Source organism: Staphylococcus sp. 231237_7MaSpsaltlick, from assembly GCF_043107035.1.
The window spans coordinates 230,388-245,555 of the sequence record NZ_JBICNX010000001.1 but is presented as its reverse complement, the minus strand read 5'-3'; the positions used below and the strand labels follow the sequence as shown (position 1 = coordinate 245,555).

17 protein-coding genes are annotated in these 15,168 nt (G+C 32.6%); 12 read left to right on the top strand and 5 right to left on the bottom strand.

Translation table 11 applies throughout. The annotated features are described in order from the left end of the window. Positions 1–25 precede the first annotated feature (25 nt). Positions 26–541 carry a YceI family protein gene (locus tag ACF91D_RS01230; protein ID WP_039067315.1) on the top strand — a complete coding sequence of 172 codons (516 nt, stop codon included), beginning with the start codon at positions 26–28 and terminating at the stop codon, positions 539–541. Positions 542–709: 168 nt separating this feature from the next. Here ACF91D_RS01230 and ACF91D_RS01225 read toward each other — a convergent pair whose 3' ends face one another. Then, the gene (locus ACF91D_RS01225; RefSeq protein ID WP_039067313.1) at positions 710–1,489 is read right to left on the bottom strand and encodes a hypothetical protein; all 780 of its coding nucleotides are present in this window, start codon (positions 1,487–1,489) and stop codon (positions 710–712) included. Then, positions 1,479–1,817 carry a PadR family transcriptional regulator gene (locus ACF91D_RS01220; RefSeq protein ID WP_039067312.1) on the bottom strand — a complete coding sequence of 113 codons (339 nt, stop codon included), beginning with the start codon at positions 1,815–1,817 and terminating at the stop codon, positions 1,479–1,481. Before ACF91D_RS01220 ends, ACF91D_RS01225 begins: the two co-directional genes overlap by 11 nt. Before the next feature lie 143 nt (positions 1,818–1,960). On the opposite strand from ACF91D_RS01220, the gene ACF91D_RS01215 reads away from it, so the two are divergent. The 3 genes from ACF91D_RS01215 to ACF91D_RS01205 all read left to right on the top strand — a co-directional run bounded on the left by ACF91D_RS01215 (position 1,961) and on the right by ACF91D_RS01205 (position 3,294). Beyond that, positions 1,961–2,554: a helix-hairpin-helix domain-containing protein gene (locus tag ACF91D_RS01215; RefSeq protein WP_039067311.1), complete on the top strand. Its 594-nt coding sequence runs from the start codon at positions 1,961–1,963 to the stop codon at positions 2,552–2,554. Next, on the top strand, positions 2,555–3,028 hold the full coding sequence (locus ACF91D_RS01210; protein ID WP_069792325.1) for an SRPBCC family protein: 474 nt from the start codon (positions 2,555–2,557) through the stop codon (positions 3,026–3,028). A gap of 89 nt (positions 3,029–3,117) precedes the next feature. Then, positions 3,118–3,294 carry a hypothetical protein gene (locus ACF91D_RS01205; RefSeq protein ID WP_176723088.1) on the top strand — a complete coding sequence of 59 codons (177 nt, stop codon included), beginning with the start codon at positions 3,118–3,120 and terminating at the stop codon, positions 3,292–3,294. Between the two features lie 64 nt (positions 3,295–3,358). Here the strand turns inward: ACF91D_RS01205 and ACF91D_RS01200 are convergent, their stop codons facing one another. Next, positions 3,359–4,801 carry a 6-phospho-beta-glucosidase gene (locus tag ACF91D_RS01200; RefSeq protein ID WP_069792326.1) on the bottom strand — a complete coding sequence of 481 codons (1,443 nt, stop codon included), beginning with the start codon at positions 4,799–4,801 and terminating at the stop codon, positions 3,359–3,361. A 23-nt stretch (positions 4,802–4,824) separates the two neighbouring features. Then, positions 4,825–6,711 carry a beta-glucoside-specific PTS transporter subunit IIABC gene (locus ACF91D_RS01195; protein ID WP_107548637.1) on the bottom strand — a complete coding sequence of 629 codons (1,887 nt, stop codon included), beginning with the start codon at positions 6,709–6,711 and terminating at the stop codon, positions 4,825–4,827. 177 nt (positions 6,712–6,888) lie between these two features. Between ACF91D_RS01195 and ACF91D_RS01190 the strand changes: the two genes are divergently transcribed. Further along, positions 6,889–7,590, top strand: a complete 702-nt coding sequence (locus ACF91D_RS01190) for a GntR family transcriptional regulator (protein ID WP_327620744.1) — start codon at positions 6,889–6,891, stop codon at positions 7,588–7,590. A 65-nt stretch (positions 7,591–7,655) separates the two neighbouring features. On the opposite strand, the gene ACF91D_RS01185 is transcribed toward ACF91D_RS01190, so the two are convergent. After that, positions 7,656–8,057, bottom strand: coding sequence for an Rrf2 family transcriptional regulator (locus tag ACF91D_RS01185; RefSeq protein WP_069792329.1), 402 nt, complete (start codon positions 8,055–8,057; stop codon positions 7,656–7,658). A 195-nt stretch (positions 8,058–8,252) separates the two neighbouring features. Here ACF91D_RS01185 and ACF91D_RS01180 point away from each other — a divergent pair, with 195 nt between their 5' ends. The 7 genes from ACF91D_RS01180 to cobA all read left to right on the top strand — a co-directional run bounded on the left by ACF91D_RS01180 (position 8,253) and on the right by cobA (position 14,897). Next, on the top strand, positions 8,253–9,071 hold the full coding sequence (locus ACF91D_RS01180) for a formate/nitrite transporter family protein (protein WP_327620743.1): 819 nt from the start codon (positions 8,253–8,255) through the stop codon (positions 9,069–9,071). Positions 9,072–9,373: 302 nt separating this feature from the next. Further along, positions 9,374–9,913 carry a GNAT family N-acetyltransferase gene (locus tag ACF91D_RS01175; RefSeq protein WP_101049846.1) on the top strand — a complete coding sequence of 180 codons (540 nt, stop codon included), beginning with the start codon at positions 9,374–9,376 and terminating at the stop codon, positions 9,911–9,913. A 136-nt stretch (positions 9,914–10,049) separates the two neighbouring features. Then, positions 10,050–10,790, top strand: coding sequence for a sirohydrochlorin chelatase (locus ACF91D_RS01170; RefSeq protein ID WP_327620742.1), 741 nt, complete (start codon positions 10,050–10,052; stop codon positions 10,788–10,790). Further along, entirely contained in the window at positions 10,771–11,235 is a 465-nt protein-coding gene (locus ACF91D_RS01165; protein WP_107549827.1) for a precorrin-2 dehydrogenase/sirohydrochlorin ferrochelatase family protein, read from the top strand. The genes ACF91D_RS01170 and ACF91D_RS01165 overlap by 20 nt, the downstream gene beginning before the upstream one ends. Beyond that, complete coding sequence (nirB, locus tag ACF91D_RS01160) at positions 11,228–13,639, top strand: nitrite reductase large subunit NirB (protein ID WP_101093862.1); 2,412 nt, start codon at positions 11,228–11,230, stop codon at positions 13,637–13,639. Before ACF91D_RS01165 ends, nirB begins: the two co-directional genes overlap by 8 nt. Beyond that, on the top strand, positions 13,636–13,950 hold the full coding sequence (nirD, locus tag ACF91D_RS01155; RefSeq protein WP_039067297.1) for a nitrite reductase small subunit NirD: 315 nt from the start codon (positions 13,636–13,638) through the stop codon (positions 13,948–13,950). The genes nirB and nirD overlap by 4 nt, the downstream gene beginning before the upstream one ends. Continuing rightward, positions 13,941–14,897, top strand: coding sequence for a uroporphyrinogen-III C-methyltransferase (gene cobA, locus ACF91D_RS01150; protein ID WP_327620741.1), 957 nt, complete (start codon positions 13,941–13,943; stop codon positions 14,895–14,897). Before nirD ends, cobA begins: the two co-directional genes overlap by 10 nt. Positions 14,898–15,168 lie beyond the last annotated feature (271 nt).

Here is a 15,168-nt window from a genome sequence, read left to right as displayed (position 1 = left end):
CAAATACTTTGGAGGTATATTTATAATGACAAAATTTAATTTTGACCCAGCACATTCAGTAGTTGAATTTTCGGTTAAACATTTAATGATATCTAATATTAAAGGTAGATTTACAGAATTTGATGCAAATTTAGATGGTGACTTAAATGATTTAAGTTCATTATCAGGTGATTTCACTATCAATGCTAATTCAATTGATACACGTGTAGAAGATCGTGACGGCCATTTACGTAGTGGAGATTTCTTAGATGTTGAAAACTATCCTGAAATTAAATTTGAATTAACAAAAGCGGATAGTTCATCTGTTACAGGTAATGTAACGATTAAAGGTGTAACAAATGAAGAAACTTTTGATTTATCATATGAAGGCCAAAGTAAAAATCCATTAAATGGTGCTACAACAGCTGGATTTATCGTTAATGGTAAAATTAATCGTGAAAAATACGGAATTACATTTAACCAAGCACTTGAAACAGGTGGCGTTATGATTGGTAAAGATGTATTATTCCAAGTAAGTTTAGAATTTGCTTTAGAAGACTAATACAGTTTTTAAATATAGTAGAGTGTGACTTAGATATAAAGCCTATTCTTCAAGTAAAGGACTAATCCATTTTAAAACGGATTAGTCCTTTTTATATACATATCATACGATTTTGACTGTGCATGCTTGGCTGGGGTATGGTTCAACTTTGTAGTATGTCACTCATACTTATGATTGGTTCGTGTCATTTGATTCTCTTTCGCGATAATATTTGATAATTGTATAAATGATAAAACTCCAAGTTATAATCAATAAGATAATTGAAGAAATAATTACATAGTTTTTGTTCGTAAAGTCACCGCCTGTAAAAAGCGTACCAATCAGATTGGGTATACATAACAATAGTATAAGACCAGCGTAAAATTTTTGTTTTAAAATAAAGCAAGTCAGCATTGTTAATAATAAAAGTATTAGCCCAAGGGTAAAATTAGTTGTCTGATTAGGTGACCAAATTATATAAAGTGGGTAGTTTCGTAATAAATATTCACTTAATATATATATACCAAAAATAGCTACAGATGAAATTCCAACAATAGTATAAGTTATTTTACTGTCTCCCCAGCGCATAATTAATTTTTTGACAAAGAATAAAATAAAGATAAATGATCCTAAAAAAATAAAAAGGAAATAACAAATTAAAGCAATCGTTAACTGAAATGAATTATCTAACATTCTAGGTATTGTCGTCATAATAAACATGAAGGATATGAAATATAAAATATATTTGAACAAACCTTGTGTCATATTTAAATGTGTTGAGAATTTGTCTGCGTAAGACTTGATAGGTGTGTTTAATAGAGAGTCGATATTTTCATTATTCTCTTCAGCAATTGTAATATGGTCTCGTAATTCCTCTTCAATTGTATTTACCTCATCTTCATTTTTTCCGCGAAATAATAATTCTATTCTTAATTTTAATAAGAAATCTTCTGCTCTTTTACTCAACATCATTAACACTCCTCATCAAATTGTTCATTCCATTATTTAAATAATTCCATTTATAAATAAAGTTAGCTAATTCAACTTTACCTTCTTCTGTAATGTTATAGTATTTACGTTTTGGGCCACCCGTATTTGATTTTTTTGAAATTGAAGTTACATACCCTTTTTTACTTAATCTTAATAGTACAGGATAGATACTCCCATCACTGATTTCAGGAAATTGTTGAGCTTTCAATTTATCTAAAATTTCATAGCCATAAGTTTCTCCTTGAGAAATTAGACCTAAAATGGCGCCGTCCAACAATCCTTTCATCATTTGATTTGAAACTGACATGGCATCCCTCTTTTCACTATCTTATTATATAAGATAGTGAAGAAAATTTTGTTTGTCAACTATCTTTTAATATAAGATAGCGAGAATAAAATTTAATTGTTTTTAATTTGGGTATAGTAAGCGTAAAAGGGGAGGTCGATGGTATGCCCACAGGTTTACCAAATATAGGAAAACCAGCAACAAATGCTTTGCATAATATAGGCGTGAAGTCATTAGAAGCGGTATCTAAATATGAACGTACCGTATTACTAGGCATTCATGGAATTGGTCCTAAAGCAATTGAACTGCTTGAGGAAGCATTAAAAGCACATAATTTAAATTTTAAAAACGAAACGAATTTTGAAGTTCCATTTGAATTAACAGGTGATTTGTCCTGCGATAATGCGCCAAAGAGGAGGACAATGTTAACATTTTTAATTGCTTCAGCGACAGTTGATAAGAAGAAATTATCAAATATAGTTACCAATGATTTTGTTTGGGAAGTGCCGGGTAGCTTCAAATTAGAAGGTTTTGATGATTTTTATAAAGAACTTGAAGATCATAAAATTAATATTGCTTCTTTAGAGGTGAAGGATAATATTTCGCATGGAAAGGTAGGGGCAATACATGGAACACAAATAGCACAAGATGGTTCAATAGTTTATTTTACAGACATTTTTAAATTTGAAAGTCATCGTAAAGATGCTAAAGTTAAATCCATAACGTCATATATCATTATGAATGAAGGAGAATCTTAAATGAGTATTCAAATAGACGAAAATAAAATTATTTATACGCGAAACTTTAAAGCAACAGCCCAACAAATTTTTAACGCTTATACGGATCAATCATTGTTTGTAAAATGGTTTCACCCTCAAGGCGCTACCACAGAAGTATATAAATATGATGTACAAACAGGCGGTGATGCATTTTTTGCAATCCATGCGCCCCAAGGAACAAGTTATACAGTGACACATTATAATGAAGTCGTTGAACCTAAAAAAATCGACTATAATGATTACTTTGCTGATAAAGATGGAAATATAGATAAAAAGATGGCAGGTATGCACAATATCATTCATATCACTGAAAACGATAATGGTACTACAACGATTCAATCTACTGCTGAATTACCCGACCCTAAAGCTGCACAACAGTTGTTAGACATGGGCGTTGAAGAAGGTATGAATAGCACTTTTGATAATTTGGCAATACTAGTGGAAAATAATTAGAAGTATAAAACGTCAAAGAAATGTTAGAAATGGCGCAGTTATAACACAACTTTTTTAGATATAATAGAAAGTGAAAAGAGGTGTGTCTAATGAAAAAACGATATATTAAAGTGCTTGGATTATATTCATTTAGCACTTTTGTGCCAGCTATCATAGCAACTGAAAAATTAGTCCCCAATCAAACTTTGAAATGGGTAGTACGTACATTGGCTGGGTACGGTATTTTTGCCTATGGATTACACGTGTTAAGCAAGTTTAAACAATAATAAGAAATGGTCCGAGACATATATTTATGTTCCGGACCATTTCTCACAATGATGATATTTAGCTTTAATCTAATGATTCGCCATTTGTTTCAATGACTTTACGATACCAATCAAAGGATGCTTTTTTCTTTCTTTCTAACGTACCATTACCTTCATTATCTCTGTCTACGTATATTAAACCATAGCGTTTCTTCATTTCACCTGTAGTAAATGAAATAATATCAATAATACCCCAAGGTGTATAGCCTATAAGGTCAACGCCATCTTCGTCAACAGCAGCAATAGCAGCATCTATATGTGCTTTCAAATACTCAATACGATACGTATCAATAATTTGACCATTATGATCTATCTCGTCTACTGCCCCAAAACCGTTTTCTACTATAAATAATGGAAGTTGATAGCGGTCATATAATATATTCAACGTATAGCGTAAACCTGTAGGGTCAATTGCCCAACCCCAATCACTTTGTTGAATATAAGGGTTATCTACTGAATTTGCTAAACCGCCATTGGTAACATTTTCACCTGTGTATGATTCAGCATCGTGTTTAACTACTGTACTCATGTAATAACTGAAGCCAATGTAATCCACTGTACCTTCACTTAAAATTTGTTCATCACCGTCTTGCCAACCTATATCGTAACCTTTACGTGTCAGCATTTTGTTCGCGTAACTTGGATAATAACCACGCACTTGCACATCAGGGAAGAAAAAGCGTAGGCGGTTTGCTTTTACCGCTTCCATCATATCTTCAGGATTTGAAGAATAAGGGTAAATTGCAACATGAGAAATCATTAAACCAATTTCAAAATTTGGATTGATTTCTTTACCAATTTTAACGGCTTTTGCACTAGCTATAAGTTCATTATGGGCCACTTGATATAAAACCTCTTCAGGATTTTCTTCTTCTTCTATAATTACTCCTGAATTGGTCCATAAGAAAATAGGATTGTCTGTATCCATTTGGTTATTAATCTCATTAAATGTCATCCAATATTTAACTTTATCTTTATAACGTGTAAATACTGTTTCGGCAAAGTGGGCAAAGAAGTCTGCTACTTTTCTATTTCTAAAACCACCATATTCACGTGCTAGATGTAACGGCATTTCAAAGTGAGATAATGTGATGATAGGTTCAATACCATATTTTAACAATTCATCAAATAAATCATCATAAAATTTTAAACCTGCTTCATTTGGTTCGCTTTCATCGCCGTTAGGGAAAATACGTGACCAAGCAATTGAAGTACGTAAGCACTTCAGCCCCATTTCATTAAATAGAGCAATATCTTCTTTGTAGCGATTATAAAAGTCGATACCAATATGATTCGGATAATATTTGTCAGGCTCAACATCTTGAGTGATTTCACGTGCTTTGCCATGGGCGCCGCCTGTCATAACATCTATGACACTTAGCCCTTTACCGTCTTGATTATAGCCACCTTCAAATTGATTGGCAGCGAGAGCGCCACCCCATAAAAAATCTTTTGGTAATTTCGTCATTTTAATTGCCTCCTAATAGATTATTATTTATTAATGATAGTGAGTAGTTCATTGTTTGTTACTATTTGTGATTCTGTTGTTGTTATAATTTCACTAAATTCAGCTGAATTAGTAATAATGACAGGAATAATGCTGTCATAATCTTTTGAATCAAGTAATACTTTATCGAATTTCAATATTGGTTGTCCTTGTTGTAATGAATCATTTTCATTAATTAAAACTTCGAAGCCTTCTCCATTTAATTGAACAGTATCTAAACCAACGTGAATCAATAGTTCTACCCCTGTTGAAGAAGTGATTCCTATAGCATGTTTACTGGCCGCAACCATGCTCACAACACCATCGAAAGGTGCATGAATTGTTTGATCTTCTGGTTTAATGGCTATACCTTTTCCCATCATACCTTCAGCAAATATAGGGTCATTAACTTCTGAAAGTGATACCACTTGTCCATCAATAGGAGCGTAGACAATCGTTTCTAGAGGGTGCTCTGTACTTTCTGCATTAAGCGGGGAAGATGCATTATTTTCTACTTCTTCTGTTGTATCATCTCCGTATCCTAAAAATTGAATTAAAATAATTGGTAAAAGTATAGCAATCGTCGATCCGATGATAATTCCCCAAATTGATGAAGGATTATCAGCACTATAACCATTAACGATTGTAATTGGTCCTGGTAAGCCAGCATATGCATAATATTTAGGGTTAAAGAAACTAGCGATAAAAGCACCAATTGCACCGCTTATACATGCGATAATAAACGGCTTTTTGAAGCGTAAATTTATACCATACATTGATGGTTCAGTAATACCGAAGATGCCGGTAATACCTGCCGATGAAGCTACACGCTTAATTTCTGTACGTTTTGCCTTAATTAATACTCCTATAACAGCACCAATTTGTGAAATTACGGCAATTGTCTGGAATGCTTGGAAAGCGTCACTTTGATGCTGTTCAAAGTTAGCTAATACCATAGGTGTAATCCCCCAGTGTACTCCGAAAATCACAAATACTTGCCATAAACCGCCAATAAGGGCTCCTGCTAACCATGGCGCAACGTCTACAAGATAATTAAAACCTCCGGCAATACCATGTGCAGCGATTGTAGTGATAGGCCCTATAACTAGTAATGTAACTGGTACCATGATGACAATACTTAAAAATGGTGTGAATAAGGGTTTAACAACATCATGAATCCATTTATTCAAATATTTTTCAACATAAGATAATATCCATACTAAGAAAAGTGGTGGTAACACAGAAGACGTGTAACTTGTTTCTGTTAATGGAATACCGAATAGTTTGATTGCTTCTCCATCCTGTATTCTTTCTATCATATTAGTTAAATCTGGGCTAACAAGTGCAGCAGTACAAGCGACAGCAATATAAACATTTACATTGAAATGTCTAGCAGCCGTCATAGCAATAAATATTGGTAAAAAAGTGAAAGGTGCCCAGGACATAAAGTTAAATACTTCATAAGTCCCTGTGTCTTTGAATGATGGAATAATAAGATTTATGACAATCAATAAACCTTGTAAAATACCTGCTGCAGCTAAAATATAGATGAACGGGGCAAATACTGCAGACATGGTTGCAATAACTCTGTTAAGTATTGAACCTTTATTCTCAGAACTATCATCGTCATCGTGTTGATGTTCACTGGTTAGACCTTCGAAGGATTTAAACACTTCACCAACATTATTTCCAATAACAACTTGGAATTGACCGTTATTTTCTACAACTGTCACAACACCTTCGATTTCAGAGACTTTTTGTTTAGCATTAGGAATAGATCTTTTTAATACTAAACGTAATCTTGTAGCACAATGCGTACTATTGACAATATTTTCTTCGCCACCAACTGCATCTAGAATATTTTGTGCAAGGATCTCGTTTTTATCAGCCACACGCTTCAGCTCCTTAATATACTTAATATAAATTACAATAATGTAAGCGTTTCATTTAAACCCTATTATAATTATACCGGTACAATTTGTAAATACCCTTACAAAAATTTGGTTCGGTTTATTTATATCGTGTACATGTTATAATGAGTTGAATTTAAAATTTAAAGGAGTAAATATATGCTCAAGTATGAACAAATTGCGCAAAAGATTAACTTATTTATAGAAGAAGGGCATTTTCAAGCAGGAGATAAACTACCAAGTGTTGAAACTTTAAAAGAGCAGTACCAAGTGAGTAAAAGTACAGTAATTAAAGCTTTAGAAGTGCTTGAGAAACGAGGATTTATATATCAAGCTCGAGGTAGTGGTATTTATGTACGTAATAAGCAAAGAGAAGGTTACCTTAATTTATTCTCTACAGGTGGTTTTAGTGACGAGGTTGTAGGGCTTGAAGTGACAAATAAAGTGTTGAAAGTAGAGGAAGTAACACCACCCGAAAGTGTTCGACAAAAATTAAAATTAAAAGACGACGTGTCAGTTTATTTATTAGAACGTATTGTTTATGTAAATGGAGATATTCTATGTTATGAACAGTCATATTTTAATAAAGATATCGTACTATTTTTAAATGAATCGATCGCAGAACAATCTATTTTTAACTATTTAGAGAATCACCTAAAGGTTAAAATCGGTTTTTCGGATATTTATTTTACCGTAGATAAATTAAAAGCCTCGGATGCTAACAAGTTGGAGTTAGTAGAAGGAGACCCTTGTTTAAATTACGAACAAGTATTTTATACAACAACAGGAGTTCCATTTGATTGTTCTCATTTACTCTACCATTATCAAAATGCCTATTTTTATATACCTTCACAAAAATAAAACGCTTGTGTTACGCGCTTCACTCCATATATTAAATGAGTTGTAAGCATGTTGCACAAGCTTTTTTATAGTTGGTTAATAACATCTTTAATTGTAAATGTATTAAGTTTATTAACTATTGATTGATCAACTTCAGTATAGATTTTATCTAGCGCGTGGCTTATATTTTTACCTACGTGACATTCAACATTACTGTCTCCATGGATTTTGGCGAAATGATCTGCATTAGAAAAAATAAGTTGGTATAAGTCACCTAATCTTATAGTATCTGTCGGACATGTTAAACGATATCCAGTAACACCTTGGCTACTTTGTAAATAATGCCCTTCTTTAAGATGACGGCATAATTTTCTAACAAGTGTAGCATTACTATTGATACTGTCTGCAATATATTGACTAGACATGGGTATGCTGTTTGTCCCTAATAAACTTAGTATATGTATTGACACCGAAAATTGTGTGTTCAAAGTAAAAACTCCTGACTATAAACTTGAGTTTGTTTTTTATACAAGTGAAGTTTACGATAATTTTTGAAAACTCGCAATAAATTAAAATTAAAAAAATTGCTTGATATACTATTAAATATCAAGTGAAAGCAATATAATATGGTTATTAGTATGAAAAAGTGTTAAAAATGAATTACGAGAGGTGCTTAAAATTCAATGATAGATAATAATAAGTCTATAAAAGATACATATATGTCGAATGAAACTATTGAAAACATAAACAATCAAGTACAAATGAAAGAAGTTATGTTTAATCAAACGCCAGGACGTTATGCACTTAAATCAGTGATGTCGGGATTTTTATTAGCTATCGTTACAGTATTTATGTTAGGTATCAAGACGCAATTTGCTGGGACAAATGAAGGTTTAATAAATTTAATGGCAGCTATTTCTTTTAGTTTAGCATTGGTCCTAATTGTGTTAACACATTCTGAATTATTAACGAGTAATTTTATGTATTTAACTGTCGGTTGGTATTATAAAATTATTGGTATGAATAAAGCATTTGGAATTATGCTTGTTTGTTTCTTATTTAACATTATAGGTGGCCTTATATTATTTGGATTAATGAAATTTACTCCCATCATGACAACAGAAATGGTTAACAGTTTAATTAAAATGGTAGATGGTAAAACAGTTGGTGCAACGTGGTACGCAATTTTAGTGAAAGCCATTTTCTGTAACTTCTTTATTAATATTGGCATTTACGTGTCAATCCAATTTAAGGATGGCTTATCTAGAGCATTCTTTATTGCTTGTGGTGTAGTTGTTTTTGTATTTATGGGCTATGAACATGTCGTATTTAATGCTGGATTGTATTCAGGTATGATCTTTTATGATTTTGACGCGGTGGCGTGGTTACACGTATTGAAAAATACTGTATTCGCCTTTATTGGTAACTATATTGGTGGAGGTATTTTTGTTGGGCTTGTATATGCTTATTTAAATGGTAGAAGAGATAGCTTGAGCAATTAATTTATCTTTAACAAAAATATTAGTTGTGACTTTAATATGATATGACAAAGTTTATGTTGAGTCTAAGCAAACGAATTAAGTTATTTAAATATTGAGCATTTCTCGAGCAGTGAGAAAACAAAAGTTTATTCATTAAGAATAGATGATTGTCTCACTGCTTTTTATTTAATTTAAGTTTATAAAACGTATCGATTGACTCAATTATTAAGAAGCCATATTGTATTTATATGATTGCAAAATTGTTTGTTATTATAGGAATATTTTAGTGGATAAATGAGCGAACAATAGATAGGAGTGACAACATGTCTAATTATAATATAAGAGTTGCGGTAGAATCTGATGCAGAATCAATACAAAAATTAATGTATGAAGCATTTACACCATTAAGAGAGTTAGGAATTGATTGGCCATCTGTTAATGCAAGCGTAGATTTGGTCAAAAAAAATATCATTACAAGTACGACATTTGTATTGGAAAATGAGTCGGAAATTATTTCAACAATTACGGTTCGTTATCCTTGGGAAGGTAAACGTCGTATCTCTCATTATCCATTCGTTTGGTGGTTTGCTACAAAACCGTCTTATGATGGTAAAGGTTATGGTAGTAAACTTTTAAATTATGTCGAAGAAACATTCTTACGAGATACTCTTAAAGCACCTGCAGTAACTTTAGGTACTTCTGCACGTAAACATCCATGGTTATTAGATATTTATAAAAAACGCGGTTATGAAGTCTATGCTGAACATGAAAGTGATGATGGAGATTTAGGTGTAATCATGCGTAAAGTGCTAATACCTGAAAGATTTGATGAAGAAGTCTTAGGTATGCCACCTTTTCATTAATTAATAAAAGATATATTAGGGAATCCTTTTATCTTAAGTATAAGGGGATTCCCTATTTATATATATATTTGTGAATAAATTCACATTAGTTCTTAAATTTGTATTACAATGCAAGTATAAGATGGATGGTGAGGAAATGGCTGAAAATATTTTAGTGATTCATGGCATGCGAAAAGGTAAACAAAACAACATAATTTATGAATTTGTAAAACAATTGATGATGTCAAAGAACAGACATGTGCATATTGCATTTTTAGAGGGTGAAACGCACAATTTGAGAGTTGTCATGAACAATTTAATACGACAAGGATCTTTTGAATTTAATATCATTCCTTTGTTGTTGTTTCCGGCAAAACATTATTTATATGATATACCCTCAGTTTTAGGAACCTTGAAAAGTGACTATCCACATATTAGAAGTAATATTGCACAACCACTGGGTACACATAGAGAAATGTCGAATATTATTAACAGACGGATTGCCAATGCTTTAGTTTCAGTAGGCCATGTAAACAGAATTATTTTAATCGCCCATGGAAGTTCTTATTATAAAGAACCGGATTATGCATTAAATAAATTAATGCGTGACTGTAATGTTTTTAATATACCTATGCAGATGATGACAGTGTATGGCGATTATAGCTATCAATTATATATAGAACAGTATTTAAATAAGAGTGAAGGTATATTGATTGTGCCAGTTTTTCTTTATAACGGCTTTTTAGTAAAAAAAATAAAAAAAGAAATTAATCAATTTAATATAGCGTCACATGTTTATTATAGCGATGTGATTAATTTTAATAATGAGCTTTTAGCAATAATAGAAGACAGAATAGAAGAAATTGAGGAATTAGCAAATGTATCCTATTCAACTTAATGTAACCAACAAACAAATTGTCATTATAGGCGGAGGCAAGATTGCATATAGAAAACTAACGCAAATATTAAAAGAAGATGCTTGTTCAGTAATGATTATTAGTAAAAAATTTTTACCTGAATTTTTTGAAATTGAACATCCTAACGTAAAGCTATTAACAAAGTGTTATGACAAAAATGATATTAAAAATGCATCGTTGGTTATAGCTGCTACTGATAATTCAAAGGTTAATGACCAAATAAAAAAAGATGCAAAGGCGCATCAACTAGTCAATCATACAAGCGATCAGCGCCAGTCCGATTTTTTCAATATGTTAGAGATAGAATTTGAAGATATAAAAATTTGTTTGAGATCTAATGGGTACGATTGTGCAAAAGTGAAGCATATATCACAGGTAATACAAGCTTATTTAACAGAGGTTTATAAGGAGGATAAACATGACTAAGAAAAAATTAGTAATGATTGGTAACGGGATGGCAGGGCTACGGACGATAGAAGAAATATTAGAACGTGAAGCAGAAAAATATGAAATAACGATAATAGGTAAAGAATCATACCCTAATTATAACCGCATCATGTTGTCGAATATTTTACAAAAGAAAATGACAGTTGAAGAAACTATTATGAATAGTTACGACTGGTATAAAGAAAATCATATACAACTTGTTACGGGTGATCCAGTCGTAGAAGTTAACCGTAATTTAAAATACGTGACAACAAAAGCGGGATGTAAATTTGAATATGACGTATGTATATTTGCCACTGGTTCAAAAGCGTTTGTATTACCAATACCTGGTTCAACATTACCAAGCGTAATTGGCTGGCGTACTATTGAAGATACTGAACGTATGATTGAAATAGCGCAATCTAAAAAACGTGCAATCGTAATAGGTGGAGGGTTACTGGGGTTAGAATGTGCTAGAGGACTAATGGATCAAGGTATGGCGGTTACTGTTGTTCACTTGGCGGAGTGGTTAATGGAAATGCAACTTGATAAAAAAGCAGGAGAACTATTAAAAGAAGATCTAGAGGGGCAAGGCATGAACTTTAAATTACAAGCAAGTACGAGTGCCATACTAGGTAATGAAGATGTAACAGGTATCGAACTATCAGATGGAACAACGATGGAAGCGGATTTAGTAGTTATGGCTGTCGGGATAAGACCATTTATAGAAGTTGCTAAAGAAAGTGGTCTCGAGGTAAATCGAGGTATTCAAGTAAATGATTATATGCAAACTAGTGACTCAGATATTTTCGCTGTAGGTGAGTGTGCGGAACATGATGGTAAAGTATATGGATTAGTTGCTCCATTATATGAACAAGGAAAAGTTCTGGCAGATTATTTAACAGGTCGCGATACGGCAGGTTACAAAGGATCTACAACGTTTACTTCATTGAAAGTTTCAGGATGTGATTTGTATAGTGCTGGATATATTACTGAAGACAAAGATGTTAAAGGTATTGAAATTTTTGATAGTCAACAAAACCATTATAAAAAAGTGTTTGTAAAAGATAATGTAATTGTCGGAGCAGTATTATATGGTGACATTGAAGATGGGCCACGTTTCTTTAATATGATGAAAAAGGAAGAATTGCTCGATGATTATACTATGGTATCTCTGTTGCATAAAGGCGGTGAATCTGTAGGACTTAGTATTGAAGATATGGCTGACGACGAAACAATTTGTGGATGTAATGGTGTGTCGAAAGGTAAGATTATTGAAGCCATAAAAACAAATGGATTAACAAATGTGGAAGAAGTAACAAAGACGACAAAAGCGGGCAACTCATGTGGTAAGTGTAAAGGACAAATAGGTCAAATTTTAGAATATACATTGGGTGATGACTTTATTGCTGCTAAACCTACAGGTATATGTGCATGTACAGATTTAACACGTGATCAAATTGTAACACAAATCAGAGCGAAACAATTAAAGTCGTCTGAAGCAGTAAGAAACCAATTAAACTTTAAAGATAAAGATGGTTGCCCTAAATGTAGACCAGCATTAAATTACTATTTAAATATGGTATATCCATTTGATCACGAAGATGAAATTGCTTCAAGATTTGCGAATGAACGTTATCATGCAAATATTCAAAAAGATGGCACTTTCTCTGTAATCCCACAAATGCGTGGTGGCGTTACAGATGCAGATCAATTAATACGTTTAGGAGAAGTTGCTAAAAAATATAATGTACCACTAGTGAAAGTAACAGGCTCTCAACGTATCGGTTTATATGGTATAAGGAAAGAGTTGTTGCCACAAGTCTGGGAAGATTTAGAGATGCGTTCTGCTTCTGCATATGGTAAAAAGACACGTTCAGTTAAAAGTTGTGTTGGAAAATCATTTTGTCGTTTTGGTACACAACATACAACACAACTAGGAATCAGGTTAGAAAAAATGTTTGAGTATATCGATACACCGCATAAGTTCAAAATGGGTGTGTCTGGATGTCCAAGAAGCTGTGTAGAATCAGGCGTTAAAGACTTTGGTGTTATTGGTGTAGAAAATGGTTTTCAAATATATATTGGTGGTAATGGCGGTACAGAAGTAACTGTCGGCCAACATTTAACTACAGTGGAAACTGAAGATGAAGTAGTTCTATTATGTGGGGCGTTGATGCAATATTATAGAGAAACTGCAAATTACGCTGAACGTACAGCGCCTTGGTTAAACAGACTAGGTTTTGAAAATGTGCAAGCAGTATTGTTAGATCAAGAAAAACAACAGAAATTATTTAATCGTATTATGAAAGCAAAAGCAGCAGCGGGTAATGAACCTTGGAGGCAGATTGTAGATAATGAATTTGCACAAAGTATATTTGAAGTAGAGGAAGTGAAAGTATGATAGCGACGAACAAAGTAAAGGTGGCGAGCGTCGATGAACTCACACCATTAATCGGAAAGAAAGTAAGAGTTAAAGACCATGAAATTGGTATTTTTCTAACTGCTAATGGTGAAATTCATGCAGTTAATAATATTTGTCCTCATAAACAAGGGCCACTTTCGGAAGGGACAGTGAGTGGTGACTTTATATATTGCCCTTTACATGATCAAAAGATTGACTTAAAGACAGGCATTGTGGAAGAACCAGATACAGGATGTGTAGAAGTATATAAAGTTGAAATTATCGATAGGGATGTTTATATATGCATTTAGTAGAATCAGGCAAAGTGTATCTTGTTGGTGCCGGCCCAGGTGATCCAACACTTTTAACAAGAAAGGCTGAGCAATTGATAAGATGTGCAGACATTATATTATATGATAGATTAGTAAACCTATTCATATTACAATTAGCTAAACCTGAAAGTGAAATTATCGATGTAGGAAAACGACCTTACCAAAAACATATACAACAAAGTGAAATTAATGAACAAATCATTTCAGCGGCACGACACCATTCGTGTGTAGTCAGATTAAAAGGCGGCGACCCTGCAATATTTGGTAGAGTTCAAGAAGAAGCCGTAGCATTATCTGTACAGGGAATCCCTTTTGAAATTGTACCAGGTATTACATCAGCTAGTGCTGCAGCTGCTAAAATGGGTATAGGGCTAACTGCAAGAAATGTTGCTAAAGCTATTACTTTCACAACTGCTTCTCACTGTAAAGGTCAAGTAGAGGCACTTGATTTACACAGTCTTATGCACGGAGACACATTGGCTATTTATATGGGCATAAAAAAGCTACCTCAAATAGTAAAACAAATATATCAAGAAACAAAAATAGATTTCCCTATAGCAATATTTTATAATGTGTCTACTTATCATGAACAAATGATTTCTGGCCACCTTACTACAATAATCAAACAAGTAGAAGCACAAGATTTAGAAATGACACCAGGTATCATTATTATAGGTAAAGTCATGGATATGGCAAATGAAATGTTCAGAAACATTTATAATACGAAAAGAAAAAATTATTTGATTTCTGGAAAGCGAAGTTTAGCTATTGAGAAAGCTTTTGAATTATATGCAGCAGGACATTATTGCTTGATTAAAATAGATTCCCAACAACCTTATCATAAATCTCAATTTAAACTTTATGAACAGCAGGAAAAAGACTTAGAATTTGATGAACATATATTTATGGATAATTATCAATCTTAGACAATTCTATTTTTAGCACTTTCATAATTTAATAAGCAATATAAAAAATGACAAATTACTATGTTAGTAATTTGTCATTTTTTTATTTGCACTAATAATAGATGGATAATTCAGACCGAACGTGATAGCTAAAGGTTTTAATTTATATGAAACCATTCTTAAATTAAGTCTTATTATTTTTAAAAAGTAAATATATTAACGCAATATAAAAATAATGTCATTGAAATTTTACTATAAATTAATTTAACGCAATATAAAATATGTTAAGTTG

Bases quoted from the DNA above. Each gene is read 5' to 3' on its own strand.
- ACF91D_RS01230 (WP_039067315.1), top strand. From the start codon at position 26: ATGACAAAATTTAATTTTGACCCAGCACATTCAGTAGTTGAATTTTCG.
- ACF91D_RS01225 (WP_039067313.1), bottom strand. From the start codon at position 1,489: ATGTTGAGTAAAAGAGCAGAAGATTTCTTATTAAAATTAAGAATAGAA.
- ACF91D_RS01220 (WP_039067312.1), bottom strand. From the start codon at position 1,817: ATGTCAGTTTCAAATCAAATGATGAAAGGATTGTTGGACGGCGCCATT.
- ACF91D_RS01215 (WP_039067311.1), top strand. From the start codon at position 1,961: ATGCCCACAGGTTTACCAAATATAGGAAAACCAGCAACAAATGCTTTG.
- ACF91D_RS01210 (WP_069792325.1), top strand. From the start codon at position 2,555: ATGAGTATTCAAATAGACGAAAATAAAATTATTTATACGCGAAACTTT.
- ACF91D_RS01205 (WP_176723088.1), top strand. From the start codon at position 3,118: ATGAAAAAACGATATATTAAAGTGCTTGGATTATATTCATTTAGCACT.
- ACF91D_RS01200 (WP_069792326.1), bottom strand. From the start codon at position 4,801: ATGACGAAATTACCAAAAGATTTTTTATGGGGTGGCGCTCTCGCTGCC.
- ACF91D_RS01190 (WP_327620744.1), top strand. From the start codon at position 6,889: ATGCTCAAGTATGAACAAATTGCGCAAAAGATTAACTTATTTATAGAA.
- ACF91D_RS01180 (WP_327620743.1), top strand. From the start codon at position 8,253: ATGATAGATAATAATAAGTCTATAAAAGATACATATATGTCGAATGAA.
- ACF91D_RS01175 (WP_101049846.1), top strand. From the start codon at position 9,374: ATGTCTAATTATAATATAAGAGTTGCGGTAGAATCTGATGCAGAATCA.
- ACF91D_RS01170 (WP_327620742.1), top strand. From the start codon at position 10,050: ATGGCTGAAAATATTTTAGTGATTCATGGCATGCGAAAAGGTAAACAA.
- ACF91D_RS01165 (WP_107549827.1), top strand. From the start codon at position 10,771: ATGTATCCTATTCAACTTAATGTAACCAACAAACAAATTGTCATTATA.
- nirB (WP_101093862.1), top strand. From the start codon at position 11,228: ATGACTAAGAAAAAATTAGTAATGATTGGTAACGGGATGGCAGGGCTA.
- nirD (WP_039067297.1), top strand. From the start codon at position 13,636: ATGATAGCGACGAACAAAGTAAAGGTGGCGAGCGTCGATGAACTCACA.
- cobA (WP_327620741.1), top strand. From the start codon at position 13,941: ATGCATTTAGTAGAATCAGGCAAAGTGTATCTTGTTGGTGCCGGCCCA.